Raw genomic sequence first — 12294 nt, forward strand, 5'->3', positions numbered from 1 at the left:
GGTCGGCGGTGTGACGGTCAGCGGTCGGACTCGACGGTGACCTTCTCGTCGTTCCGGATCTGCTCCACGAGCTGCTTCACCTTCGCCTTGTCCCAGGCGAGCGAGCCCTGCGGCGCGTTGCCCGCGATCGGCATGTTCATGGACTTGCCGTCGCCGCCCTGGACGCTCTTCATGGCGAAGAACATCTGCCCCAGGTCGTACAGCGACATGTCCTTGTCCACGATCAGCGTGTCCAGACCGGCGCCGAGCACCGGGTACAGCTTGAACGGGTTGAGGATCGTGCCCGGGGTCGCCGCCTGGTTGGCCAGGGCGGAGAGGAACTTCTGCTGGTTCTTCGTCCGCTGGAGGTCGGACTGGGCGAAGGCGTACCGGGTACGGACGAAGGCCAGGGCCTGCTCGCCGTTGAGGGTCTGCGTGCCGGCCTCGAAGTTCGCGCCGGAGTTCTTGTCCTTGAACCCCTTCTCGATGTTGAGCTCGACGCCGCCGAGCGAGTCCACGATGTTCGCGAAGCCGGCGAAGCCGATCTCCGCGTAGTGGTCGATGCGCAGGCCGGTGTTGTACTCGACGGTCCGCACGAGCAGCTCGGGGCCGTCCATCGCGTAGGCCGCGTTCAGCTTGGAGCCGCCGCGGGCCGGGTACTGCTTGCCCGACTCGGAGCCGACGAAGGAGGGGATCGTCACCCACGAGTCGCGGGGGAGCGAGACCATCGTGTTCCCGCTGGAGCAGGCCGCGAGGATCATCATCGAGTCGGTCCGCTTGCCGGCGGCGGAGCCGGTGTGCAGCTTCTTCTTCTCCTCGGAGGACATGCCCTCACGGCTGTCCGAGCCGACGATCAGGTACGTCGTGCAGTCGCCCTCGGACGGCCGCTCGATGACCTTGGAGAGGTCGACCTCGTTCCGCATCTGTGAGCTCGCCCACGCGTAGGTGCCGATGCCCCAGGCGAGGATGCCGACGACGAGGACGATGGAGCCGATCTTGGCGCGCTTGCGCCAGTCCGGCGCGGGGCGACGGGGACCCCCCGGCGCGTAGCCGGGCTCGGAGCCGCCGCCGTGACCGCCCTGGCCGCCGCCCTGCTGGCCGCCGTAGACCTGCCCGGTGTTGTAGCCGGAGTCGTAACCGGAGCCCTGGGCCTGGGTGAAGTTCGGGTTGTACGGCTGCTGGCCCTGGCCCTGGCCGTACTGCTGCTGGCCCTGCCCCTGGCCGTACTGCTGCTGGCCGTACCCCTGGTTTCCGTACTGGGGCGGCTGCTGCGGGCGCTGCTGCTGCGGGCGCTGCACGTGGGGCATCCGGCGGGCACCCTCGGGCTGGGAGTTCGCGTTGCCGCGGCCGTATCCGCCGTCTTCGGGCCAGTCATTCATGCGGACCAGTGTGCCCGCCCGGAGTTTCCCCAGGACAGGCCGGGTGGAAAATCACATCGGTGCTGTTGCCAAGCTGATGCAAACCGGACAGGCCTGCGACCGGGCATATGGTGGAGGGCATGACAGAACAGGGCGATATCCCGGGCAAGCCCACCTCGGCCTCCCGCACCACTCTCAGCCACATCATGACCAGCCACGACACCAACCTCCTGGGCACGGTGCACGGTGGCGTGATCATGAAGCTGGTCGACGACGCGGCGGGCGCGGTGGCGGGCCGGCACTCGGGAGGCCCGGCCGTGACCGCCTCGATGGACGAGATGGCCTTCCTGGAGCCCGTACGCGTCGGGGACCTGCTGCACGTGAAGGCGCAGGTGAACTGGACGGGCCGCTCCTCGATGGAGGTCGGCGTCCGGGTCATGGCGGAGCGCTGGAACGACACGACCCCGGCGACGCAGGTCGGCTCGGCGTACCTGGTCTTCGCCGCGGTGGACGCCGACGGCAAGCCCCGCCGGGTCCCCCAGGTCGTCCCGGAGACGGAGCAGGACAAGCGCCGCCACCAGGAGGCCCAGATCCGCCGCACCCACCGCCTCGCCCGCCGCCAGGCCATCAAGGACCTCCGCGAACGCCGCGCGGCCGAGGGCTACGAGGACTGAGCGAGGCCACCCGTCGGCGTCACGGGCAGACCACCTGGTCCCCCGTGACCGCCTCGAACGGCCCGCCCCGGGGCGCCTCCTCCGCCCGGACCGGCGTCACGCCCCGGTAGTCCCCGCCCACGATCACCCGCAGCGTTCCGCCCCGCCCCGGCACCGCCCGCAGCTCGCTGCCCGGCAAGGCGGCGGCCAGGGACTTCGCCGAGCGGTCCCAGCGCGGGTCGTACTCGACGACCGTCCGCGCGTGCTCCTGCCCGGCCCCCGTCATCGGCGTCCGGGTCGTGTCGAAGCCGGTGGCGCGCAGCGCGTCGTCCACCTTCCGGCCGAGCCCGTCGGTCCTGGTCCCGTTGTGGACCTGGACGCGGATGGTCTTGGGCGGCACGTCCACGACGAGCGTCTTCGGCGCGGAGCTCTTCGCCCCGCCCTTCTGCGCGCCGGCGGCGGGGGCGGGCGCCAGCGGCCGGTCCTCCCGCAGCGCCTGGAAGAGCTTCTGCGCCTTCGCCGCGTCCCACTTCACCGTCGACCCGATCCCCTTCACGGGGAAGCTCATGTCGCCGATCGGCACGGAGACGAACTCCGACGAGGCCGGGGTGAAGCCCCGCATCGCCTTGGCGAGCGCCAGCATCTGATCCGTACCGAACCCCTCGTCGGCCCGCACGGACCCGAGCATGGCCGTGGCCATCTCCCGGAACCGCACGGGGTTGAGGAGCACCCCACCGCTCGTCGCCCGGTCGATCAGCGCGGCCATGAACCGCTGCTGCCGCTGCATGCGCCCGATGTCGGCGGCCCCGTCGATGTGCCGGGAGCGCACGTACTGGAGCGCGCCCCCGCCGTCGAGGTCGTGCGTACCGGCCGCGAGGTCGAGCCCGGTGTACGAGTCCTTCAGGGGCCGGGTCGTACAGATCTGCACCCCGCCCACGGCGTCGACGGTCCGCATGAAGCTGGTGAAGTCGACCTCCAGGTAGTGGTCGATCTTGACGCCGGTCATGGACTCGACGGTCCGCACGGTCAGCCCGGGCCCGCCCTCGGCGTAGGCGGCGTTCAGCTTCACCGGGTGGGACCGGTGCTTCCTGCCGCTGTTCACGTCGACGTGCTCGGGCATCTCGGCGTACGAGTCCCGGGGCAGGCTGACGACGCTGGCCCGCTCCCGGTCCTCCGAGATGTGGACGAGCATCACGGTGTCGGTGCAGTGGCAGGGGGCGCCGCCGAGCCGGTACTTCTCCTTCTCCTCCTGGGTGATCCGGTCGCGGCCGTCGGTGCCGACGACGAGGACGTTCATGCCGTGCCCGGCCTGGGGGCGGTTCTTCATGTCCTTGAAGGGGTCGACCCGGGTGATCCCGGTGTCGAGCCCGGTCACCACCGCGTGCCCGATCCCGCCCGCCGCGAGGACGACGACGGAGAGCGCGGTCGCCATCCGCATGCCCCACCGGGGCCGCCGCCGGCGCACCGGCACGGGCCGGGCGGTCGGCCGGCGGCGCTGAGCGGTCTGGAGAGGGCGGGGCGTGCGGGGCGGCGTGGGCACGGACGGACACCTCCGCGGGCGGACTACGGGAACCGTGAGCACGGTAGGCCCATACGATCAGCGGAAGGGCCCACCGCTCATGCGGCGCGCACCCCTGTCCCCCGTTCGCGGTAACGTGGCGCCCCATGCCCCTCTACTCCGGGGGACGCCCCCCGTACCTCCGTACCCCCGAGGAACCATGCCCCCCGTCTCCGTGATCATGCCGGTCCTCAACGAGGAGCGGCACCTGCGCAACTCGGTCCGTCACATCCTGGAGCAGGAGTACGACGGCGAGATGGAGGTGGTGATCGCCCTCGGCCCGTCCACGGACCGCACGGACGAGATCGCCGCCGAGCTCGTACGCGAGGACCCGCGCGTCCGCACGGTGCCGAACCCCACCGGCCGCACCCCCGCCGCCCTCAACGCGGCGATCCAGGCCTCGCGTCACCCGATCGTGGTCCGCGTCGACGGGCACGGCATGCTCTCCCCGAACTACATCGCGACGGCCGTCCGCCTCCTGGAGGAGACGGGCGCGATGAACGTCGGCGGCATCATGCACGCCGAGGGCGAGAACGCCTGGGAGGACGCGGTCGCCGCCGCGATGACCTCGAAGATCGGCGTCGGCAACGCGGCCTTCCACACGGGCGGCGAGGCCGGCCCGGCGGAGACCGTCTACCTCGGCGTCTTCCGCCGCGAGGCCCTGGAGCAGCAGGGCGGCTACAACGTGGAGTTCATCCGCGCCCAGGACTGGGAGCTGAACTTCCGCATCCGCGAGGCCGGCGGCCTCATCTGGTTCTCGCCGGAGCTCCGCGTCCAGTACCGCCCGCGCCCCTCGGTGAAGGCGCTCGCGAAGCAGTACAAGGACTACGGCCGCTGGCGGCACGTCGTCGCCCGCTACCACCAGGGCTCCATCAACCTCCGCTACCTGGCCCCGCCGACGGCGGTCTGCGCGATCGCGGCGGGCCTCGTGGTCGGCGCGACCCTCACCCCCCTGGGCTTCGTGATCCCGGCGGGCTACCTGGCCGCGATCACCGCCGGCTCCCTCCCGGCGGGCAAGGGCCTCTCCCTGAAGGCCCGCCTCCAGATCCCGGTAGCCCTGGCGACGATGCACATGTCCTGGGGCTACGGCTTCCTCACGAGCCCCCGCTCCCTGGCGAAGAAGGTCATCGCGAGCCGCCGCCCGGCGGTCCGCCGAGGCGAGACCGAGACGGTCTGATCCCTCCGCGTACGGCGACGGCCGGGTCCCTTCCGGGGCCCGGCCGTCGGCGTGTACGGGGGAGGGACGGGGCTCAGCTCACGCCGTCCCAGCGGTAGACGGAGTAGATGTCCATGCAGGACGCCTTGTCGTCGGCGCCTTCCGGCAGGTCACCGGTGGCCGGCTTCGGCTTCGTGTACACGGTGCCCTCGCGCCAGTCGGAACCGACGGTCAGGGTGATGCCCGTCGCCTCGGCGTCGGGCCGCGCGGCCGAGTCGGGCAGCCCGAGCGCCTTCGTCACGGAGAGCGCGTTCGCCTTGCCCTGCTCGCCGTCCGCCTTCGGGTAGCTGACGACCGTGTCCTTGCGGCTCCCGGCGTCCCGGGAGGAGGCGGCCTGCGTGAAGCCCTTCGTCTTGAGGGCCGCGGCCACGGCGCCCGCCCGGCCCCCGGTGGCCGCCTGGCCGTCGCCGCTGGTGCCGTTGATCACGGTCACGACGAACGACCCGGGATCGGCGGCCGTCGCCTTCGGCGCCGGCTTCGGCGCGGTGGAGTCCGTCGGCTTCGGCTTGGCCGTCGGCTTGGCCTTGCCGTTCTTGTCCATCGCCACGTCGTCGCGGATCATCGCCCACATCTTGTCCGCGGCGGAGGGGCGCAGCTGGAGCCACGCCTTGGGGTTCGGCGGGTAGGCGTCCGTGGGGACGGTGGCCGTCGTCAGCCGGTCGATCTTCACGTTCTTCAGCTGCATCGACAGGTCGAAGAGCTTCGCCACGGTGTCCAGGTCGTCGGAGACCTGAAGGGCTTTGGTGGCGGTCTCGGCCAGACCCGTCAGCCGGCCGGTGTCGGTCCAGGCGTTCTGCGACTGGAGCTTCTTCATCATGCCGTTCATGTACATGTGCTGGGCCTTGGCCCGGTTCTGGTCGCTGCCGAACGCGTGCCGGGTGCGCAGCCACTGGAGCGCCTGCTCGCCCTTGACCTCGGTCGTGCCCTTCGGCAGCTTGAGTCCGGAGCCGCCCTTCTGCGACTTGGTCGACCTGTCGTACACGCCCGTCTTGACGCAGACGGGGACACCGCCGACCTCGTCGGCCATGGCCACGACACCGGCGAAGTCGACCATCAGCCAGTGGTCGACGTAGACCCCGGTGAGGCTCTCCCAGGTGGTGAGGGTGCAGCCGGGGCCACCGCGCTGGAGCGACTCGTTGATGGGCCGGTTGTCCGTGGCCGGGTACGTCGTGCCGTCCTTGCCCTTGCACTCGGGTATGCGGACGACGGTGTCGCGCGGGATGGAGACGAGCGAGGCGTTCTGCCGGTCCGCCGAGACGTGGAGCAGCATCTGCACGTCGGCGAGGGGCTTGCGGTTCTTGTCGTTCCGGCCGCCGCCGAGGGCGATGTTCTTCTCGTCCTCCCGGCTGTCCGAGCCTATGAGGAGGATGTTCAGCGGGGTGTCGCCGAGCGCGTTCGGCGCGGCCTTCTGGACGCCGCTCTCGCCGCCCGCGCGCCCCCCGCTGCGTATGTTGCCGTTGAGGTGCTCGTAGTACAGATAACCGGCGCCGGCCGTCCCGACTATCAGCGAGGCCGTGCCTATCGCGACCCATTTCAGGGCCTTCTGTTTGCCGCTCTTCGGGCGGCGGCGCGAGCCGCCGCCGTGGGAGGCCCCGCGCCGGCGTTCAGCGCGCGTAGCGCCGGTCGAGGGCGCGGCCGCCGGGGCCGTACCGTCGGCGACGCCGCCCGCTCCCGTCGCCTCGCCCGCCCCGTACAGGTCGTCGTCCCAGCCCAGATCATGCGGCTGCGGAACGCTTCCGCGCGTTCCCTCCCCACGTACCCCGTTCTGTCCCACCCCAGGTCCCCTCGTCAGTCAGTGGTACGCCGAGCGTCGCCCCCATCGGGTCAGCTGGCGCACACCTTCTTGTCCGCTTGTACCTTCTCGACGTCCGGCGCCTTCGCCGGAGTCTTGACGGGCACCCCCGCGCCCTTGAAGTCGGCGCCGAGGACGAGCTTCATGGGCTCGCGCTCCCCGGCGGCCGCCGTGCCCGGCTTGAGGGCCGTGGCGGCCAGACCCATCAGGTCCGCGAGCTCGCGGGCCTGGTCGGCCTGGTTCGGTGCGTAGGTCAGTGTGGTCTTCGCCGCCTTCTCGGGCGCGTTGCTCTTGTTGGTCGAGAGGCGTACGCCCTGCTGGTTCTGCAGCCAGTTGATGGTGGCCTGGGCGGCGCCCTGGATCCCGCTGCCGTTGTAGACGTCGACGCGCACGTCGGCGGCGGCGGCCCGCGGTCCTTCGAGCAGCTTCGCCTGGGCCTGCGACTTGGCCTTCTTGGCGTCCTTCTCCTTGCGCTTCACCTCGGTGAAGGAGACGTCGTCCTGGATCATCGAGAAGACCTGAGGGGCCTTCACCGGGTCGAGCACGACGGTCGCCCGCTTGTTCGGCGGCTCGTCCGGGTTGTCGACCACGGGAACGGTCATGAAGGAGATGTTCTTGAGGTCGACCTTGCCGATCTCCTGGGCCAGGCTGGTCAGCTTCAGCGCGCTGCCGATCCCGCTGTCCACCGTGAGCGCCTCGGTCGCCGCGTTCGCGACGGAGAGCAGCTGCGTCGGGCTGTTGAGGGTGTCTTCCTTCAGGCTGCGCATCATCGAGGCGACGAACTGCTGCTGCATCTTGATGCGGTCGAGGTCGCTCTCGTTGCCGAGGCCGTGCCGGTTGCGCAGGAAGGAGAGCGCCTCCTCGCCCTGGAGCTTGTGCGTGCCCGCGTCCAGGTTGAGCTTGGAGTACTTCTTGTCCCGGATGGGCTTGTTGAGGCACACCTCGACGCCGCCGACGGCGGCCGACAGCGTCTTGACCGCGTTGAAGTCGACCATCATGAAGTGGTTGATGCCGAGCCCGGTCATCTGCGTGACCGTGCGCATCGTGCAGCCGGGGTCGCGCCCCTCCACGCCGAACGACTCGTTGAACCGGGTCTTCCCGACCGAGCCGGGAATGACCTTCGTCGTGTCGCCCGTCTTCGTCGGGCAGTCCGGGATCTCGGTCTTGAGGTCTCGGGGGATGCTCAGGACCGTCGCGTTGGTGCGGTCGTCGGAGACGTGCATGAGCAGGGTCGTGTCGGCGTGGCCGGTCACGTTGGTCTTGTTGCCGTAGCTCTCGTTGCCCTCGCCGGTACGGACGTCGTTGCCGATGACGAGGATGTTCAGCGGCCCGTCCATGCCGGCCGTCTTGACGGCGGCGTCACCGACGTCGACGCTGCCGATGTTGCCGTCGAGCTTGTTGTATATGGCGTACGCGCCGACGGCGCCGCCCACCAGGACGAAGGCCATCGTGCCGCCGGTCCACAGCAGCACCTTCTTCTTGCGGGACGCGCCGGCCTTCGGCCGACGGCGGCTCGCGGGCGGCTGCGGCGCGGTGTCGCCGGGCTCGGAGACGCGGCGGCGGCGCTGGCCGGGCACGGGCGCCTCGGTGGCGGTGCCGGCCGAGGGTGCTGCCGCCGCGCCCGACGGTGCTGCCGCGCCCGACGGCTGCCCAGCGGAGTGGTCCAGTCGCAGTTCGTAGTTGCCGGTCTGCGGGTTGAGAACCCACTGGTCGGCGGGGTCGATCTCGTCCGCCCGTCCACGGCTGTGCGCGTCCACGGTTACTCGAGTCCTCCGTCGGTGCCACGCGAGGCGCCTCCCCCGAAGGGCGCCGCTCTCTCGTCGTTCGATCCTGGGTGAGTGCGACGACCGGACGGTCGGGGTGCACCGGATCGCGTCACACTATCCGCCCAGTTCAGCGTGGAGCGACGTGAGTGACAAATTCCACGCCTCTTACAACCGGGCAATTTGCCCAAACCTCATCGGTCGCTGCCTTCCCCTTGGGGCGCCCTTTACCCACGGCGCCCGAGGAGTTACGGCGCGCAGACGCCTTCGGCCGCGTTGCGTCCGGTGAAGGTGGGCGTCGCGGAGGGCACGGGGGTGTCGGCGTCGTCGGGCTTCCCGTCGGTGCCGCCCGCCCCGTCCTCCCGCGTGTGGGGGGTGACCACGACCGGCTTGTCCTGCCGTAGCTGGGCGAAGAGTTGACTTGCTGCGGGTTGTACCAGTTCGTCCCGGTTCGGGTCGTACGTGTACGGGCGCCGCGGCACGGTCAGGAACTGCACCTTCTCCGTCGGGATGGCCCGCATCGTGCGCGCGAGGTCGTACAGGTCGCGCAGGGAGTCGAGTCCGGGGTCGGTGGTGATCGCCTTGGTCGCCGCGTCCAGGACCGGGTAGAGCTTGGTCGGGTTGAGGAGCACCCCGTCGCTCTGCACCTTGTTGACGAGGGCGCCGAGGAACTGCTGCTGGCGGTCCATGCGTTCGGTGTCGCTGCCGTCGCCGATCGACTTGCGGGCCCGTACGAAGCCGAGCGCCTGCTCGCCGTGGAGGGTCTGGCGGCCCGCGGGCAGCTTCAGCTTGGCGTCGGGGTCGTCGACGGGCTCCTTGAGGCAGACCTCGACGCCGTCCACGGCGTCGACCATCTTCTTGAAGCCCCGGAAGTCGATCACCATGTGGTGGTCGACGCGGATCCCGGTCAGCTTCTCGACGGTACGGATCGTGCACGCCGTACCGCCGAACTCGAACGCCCAGTTGAACTGTGCGAACTGCTCCCGGGTGCGGGACCCGTCGGGCTTGCGGCAGGACGGGATCGTCACCATCAGGTCGCGGGGGAGGGAGACGGCCGTCGCGCTCGACCTCTCGGCCGACAGGTGGAGCAGGATCGTCGTGTCGGACCGCTGGGTGCCCTTGTCCTTGCCGTACTTGCGGTTGCCCTCGCCGGTGCGGGTGTCGGAACCGATCAGCAGGATGTTCTGCGCGGCCGTGGCCCCGGCGGTCGGGCGCTCCGTCTCGTACCGCTGGAGCTCGTCGGCGGCCGTCGTGTCCGTGGTGATGTTGCCGTCGAGCTTGCGGTAGAACCACCAGCCGACCCCCGCCGCGACGAGGACGACGAGCGAGACCCCGAGACACGTCCACCGCAGCCAGTGCCGCCGGGGCGGCTCCGGAGGCTCGGTCGGCCCCGTCGACTCCGGCGGCTCCGTCGGCTCGCCCGGCCCCGGCGGCTCCGGAGGCTCGACCGGTCCCGTCGGCTCCTCGGGCACCGCGTCCTTCGCTGCCGTCACGTCTGCGTCCGTCCTTCGAGGCGGGCTGGTGCGGAAGGAGGGACTCCCCCCGCGCCGATCATGTACCGGACTCGGCGCGGGGACCCGGGGACTCGACGCGGTACTAGGCCGAACGGGGCCCAGACGTCACGGCCGGCGGCTCAGAGAGCCGTGTGCGTCACCCGCTCGCTCTCCACCCGCTTCTCCAGCCCCTCGGGCGAGAGCTCGCCCAGGTTCCGGCACAGCACCACGGAGCCGCCGGACGCGAGGGGCGCGTACAGACCGGCCGCGAGCCCCTCCCAGCCGTCGTAGCCGAGCCCGGACAGCAGCCGGGAGCCGGGCGCGAGCCCGAGCGTCGCCGCCTCCACGCGGGCCTGCTCGACGAGCTGCGCGCCGCTGCGTTCCGTACCGTCGACGACGAGGGCGGGCGCTTCCGGATCGACCGGCACGAACGGCGCGAACCGGTCGCCCTGGCTCGGCACCTCGACCGCGTAGTCCGCGTACCCGGCGGGCGGGGCGGGGAAGCGGCGGCCCAGCGGAGCCAGGGAGAGCGCGATCCGCTCACCGGAACAGGCGAGGCCCGCCTCCAGGGTGTCGGGCCCGGCGACGACGAGATCGGCGTCCGCCGGGTCGCCGCCGATCTCCACCGTCACCCCGACGGAGGAGCAGGCGAGCAGCCAGACGGCGCTCTGCCAGTGCGCGGGCAGCAGCAGGGCGAGCCGGTCGCCCGGCTCGGCGGACAGTTCGCCCTGGAGCAGGTTCGCCGTCTTGGCCACCCAATTGGCGAAGGTGGCGACGGACAATTCCACGCGCTCACCGGTGGCGTCGTCGTAGAAAGTGACCAAGGGGCGGGCGGGGTCCGCGGCGAGCGCGGATCGCAGCAGGTCGGCGGGGGTGCGGTCGCTGGCGTTCACGCCGGACAGCGTACGCGGCACGCCCGGCGGGGGTCCGCCGTACCGGTGGACCGTCCACCGATCGGCCCGACGGCCCGTCAGTTTCCCCGCCGGATCCCGGCGCGCGGAACCGCCCCGCGATCCGCACGATCGGCCCATGCGTGCCTCACTCGTCTCCTCGATCGCCGTCACCTGCGCGGCGGTGCTCGCCCTCCCGGTCTCCCTCGCCGCGCCCGCGGCGGCCTCGGTGCCGACGGCGCTCGCCGCGGCGCCCCCGGCGGCCGCGCTGCCACCGGGGCCCGAACTGCTGCCCGGCTCCACCCAGTCGCTGCCGCTCGCACCCCTGCGCGGTTCCGTACGCGCCTTCGGCGGCGGCGCCGCCGAAGGCGTCGAGGGGGCGGCCGCGGGCGACCAGGGCCTGGCCCGACGGGACGTCAGCCCGTTCTCGCTCGTCGGCGTCGTCTGGGACGACCCGGCGGCCGCCCTCCACGGCACGGTCCAGGTCCGTACGCGGGCGACCGGCGGCGAGGCCTGGTCGGACTGGCAGGACGTGGAGACCCACAACGACGAGCACGGCGCCGACCCGCGGACGGCCGAGGCGGCCGGCGGAGCCGACGGGCCGGTGAAGGGCTCGACGGCACCGCTGTGGGTGGGCGACTCGGACGGCGTGGAGATCCGGGTACGGGGTGAGGAGACGCTCCCCGAGGGGCTGCGGCTCGAACTGGTGGACCCGGGCGACGAGGCACAGTCGGCGGACGCGCGCCCGGCGACGCACGGCTCGGCGTGGACCCCGGCGCTGTCGAAGCAGGTGACGGAAGAGGGAACTCAGGCGAGGCCGCCGATCAAGCCCGCGATGAAGCCCCCGATCAAGCCCCAGGCGAAGCCCCCGGCGAAGACCCTGGACAAGCCCCTGCCCATCAAGCCTCCGGCGAAGACCCCGGCGAAGACCCCGGGCAAGGTGGCCGCGCCGGCGAAGCCGTACATCGGCCCGCGCCCCAAGATCATCACGCGCAAGGGATGGGGGGCGGACGAGAAGCTCCGCGAGAAGGGCTTCGTCTACACGAAGACGATCAAGGCGGCCTTCGTCCACCACAGCGCGACCGGCAACAACTACACCTGCCGCCAGGCGCCCTCCGTCCTGCGCGGGATCTACCGCTACCACGTGAAGAGCAGCGGGTGGCGGGACATCGGCTACAACTTCGCCGTCGACAAGTGCGGAAACATCTACGAGGGCCGTGCGGGAGGCGTGGCCAAGCCGGTCCTCGGCGCGCACACGCTCGGCTTCAACACCAACAGCATGGGGATCGCCGTCCTCGGCACGTACAGCAAGTCGGCCCCGCCCGCGGCGGCCGTCACGGCGGTGGCCAAGCTGACGGCGTGGAAGCTGGGCCTGCACGGGGTGAACCCGAAGGGCACGACGACGCTCGTCTCCGGTGGCGGAAACCTCTACAAGAAGGGCAAGTCGGTCAAATTCCGTACGATCGCGGGGCACCGCGACGGATTCGCCACGGAGTGCCCCGGCGCACGCCTCTACAACAAGCTGAGCACGGCGAGGACGAGCTCGGCGAAGTACCAGGGGAGGCGCTGACGGGCTGATGGGGTCGTCCGGG

9 protein-coding genes are annotated in these 12294 nt (G+C 71.4%); 3 read left to right on the forward strand and 6 right to left on the reverse strand.

Annotated elements, in window-relative coordinates; all coding sequences use genetic code 11:
• Positions 1-17: 17 nt before the first annotated feature.
• On the reverse strand, positions 18-1358 hold the full coding sequence (locus ACFC0Z_RS24850) for an LCP family protein (RefSeq protein WP_376441894.1): 1341 nt from the start codon (positions 1356-1358) through the stop codon (positions 18-20).
• Between the two features lie 119 nt (positions 1359-1477).
• Here ACFC0Z_RS24850 and ACFC0Z_RS24855 point away from each other — a divergent pair, with 119 nt between their 5' ends.
• Positions 1478-2011, forward strand: coding sequence for an acyl-CoA thioesterase (locus tag ACFC0Z_RS24855; RefSeq protein WP_360809515.1), 534 nt, complete (start codon positions 1478-1480; stop codon positions 2009-2011).
• Between the two features lie 19 nt (positions 2012-2030).
• Here the strand turns inward: ACFC0Z_RS24855 and ACFC0Z_RS24860 are convergent, their stop codons facing one another.
• Positions 2031-3428, reverse strand: coding sequence for an LCP family protein (locus ACFC0Z_RS24860; protein ID WP_376441982.1), 1398 nt, complete (start codon positions 3426-3428; stop codon positions 2031-2033).
• Between the two features lie 280 nt (positions 3429-3708).
• Here ACFC0Z_RS24860 and ACFC0Z_RS24865 point away from each other — a divergent pair, with 280 nt between their 5' ends.
• Positions 3709-4725 (forward strand): glycosyltransferase family 2 protein, encoded by a 1017-nt coding sequence (locus tag ACFC0Z_RS24865; RefSeq protein WP_376441897.1) that lies wholly within the window; start codon positions 3709-3711, stop codon positions 4723-4725.
• A 73-nt stretch (positions 4726-4798) separates the two neighbouring features.
• Here the strand turns inward: ACFC0Z_RS24865 and ACFC0Z_RS24870 are convergent, their stop codons facing one another.
• The 4 genes from ACFC0Z_RS24870 to ACFC0Z_RS24885 all read right to left on the reverse strand — a co-directional run bounded on the left by ACFC0Z_RS24870 (position 4799) and on the right by ACFC0Z_RS24885 (position 10705).
• Positions 4799-6538 carry an LCP family protein gene (locus tag ACFC0Z_RS24870; RefSeq protein ID WP_376441900.1) on the reverse strand — a complete coding sequence of 580 codons (1740 nt, stop codon included), beginning with the start codon at positions 6536-6538 and terminating at the stop codon, positions 4799-4801.
• Positions 6539-6588: 50 nt separating this feature from the next.
• Complete coding sequence (locus ACFC0Z_RS24875) at positions 6589-8313, reverse strand: LCP family protein (protein ID WP_376441902.1); 1725 nt, start codon at positions 8311-8313, stop codon at positions 6589-6591.
• 254 nt (positions 8314-8567) lie between these two features.
• On the reverse strand, positions 8568-9812 hold the full coding sequence (locus ACFC0Z_RS24880) for an LCP family protein (protein ID WP_376441905.1): 1245 nt from the start codon (positions 9810-9812) through the stop codon (positions 8568-8570).
• A 140-nt stretch (positions 9813-9952) separates the two neighbouring features.
• On the reverse strand, positions 9953-10705 hold the full coding sequence (locus tag ACFC0Z_RS24885; RefSeq protein WP_376441908.1) for a TIGR03089 family protein: 753 nt from the start codon (positions 10703-10705) through the stop codon (positions 9953-9955).
• A gap of 136 nt (positions 10706-10841) precedes the next feature.
• Between ACFC0Z_RS24885 and ACFC0Z_RS24890 the strand changes: the two genes are divergently transcribed.
• Positions 10842-12272, forward strand: a complete 1431-nt coding sequence (locus ACFC0Z_RS24890; RefSeq protein ID WP_376441910.1) for an N-acetylmuramoyl-L-alanine amidase — start codon at positions 10842-10844, stop codon at positions 12270-12272.
• Positions 12273-12294: the final 22 nt, after the last annotated feature.

Origin of the sequence: Streptomyces sp. NPDC056144, from assembly GCF_042264145.1 — a bacterium.
Classification (GTDB): Bacteria; Actinomycetota; Actinomycetes; order Streptomycetales; family Streptomycetaceae; genus Streptomyces.

Bases quoted from the DNA above. Each gene is read 5' to 3' on its own strand.
- ACFC0Z_RS24850 (WP_376441894.1), bottom strand. From the start codon at position 1,358: ATGAATGACTGGCCCGAAGACGGCGGATACGGCCGCGGCAACGCGAAC.
- ACFC0Z_RS24890 (WP_376441910.1), top strand. From the start codon at position 10,842: ATGCGTGCCTCACTCGTCTCCTCGATCGCCGTCACCTGCGCGGCGGTG.
- ACFC0Z_RS24860 (WP_376441982.1), bottom strand. From the start codon at position 3,428: ATGCGGATGGCGACCGCGCTCTCCGTCGTCGTCCTCGCGGCGGGCGGG.
- ACFC0Z_RS24865 (WP_376441897.1), top strand. From the start codon at position 3,709: ATGCCCCCCGTCTCCGTGATCATGCCGGTCCTCAACGAGGAGCGGCAC.
- ACFC0Z_RS24855 (WP_360809515.1), top strand. From the start codon at position 1,478: ATGACAGAACAGGGCGATATCCCGGGCAAGCCCACCTCGGCCTCCCGC.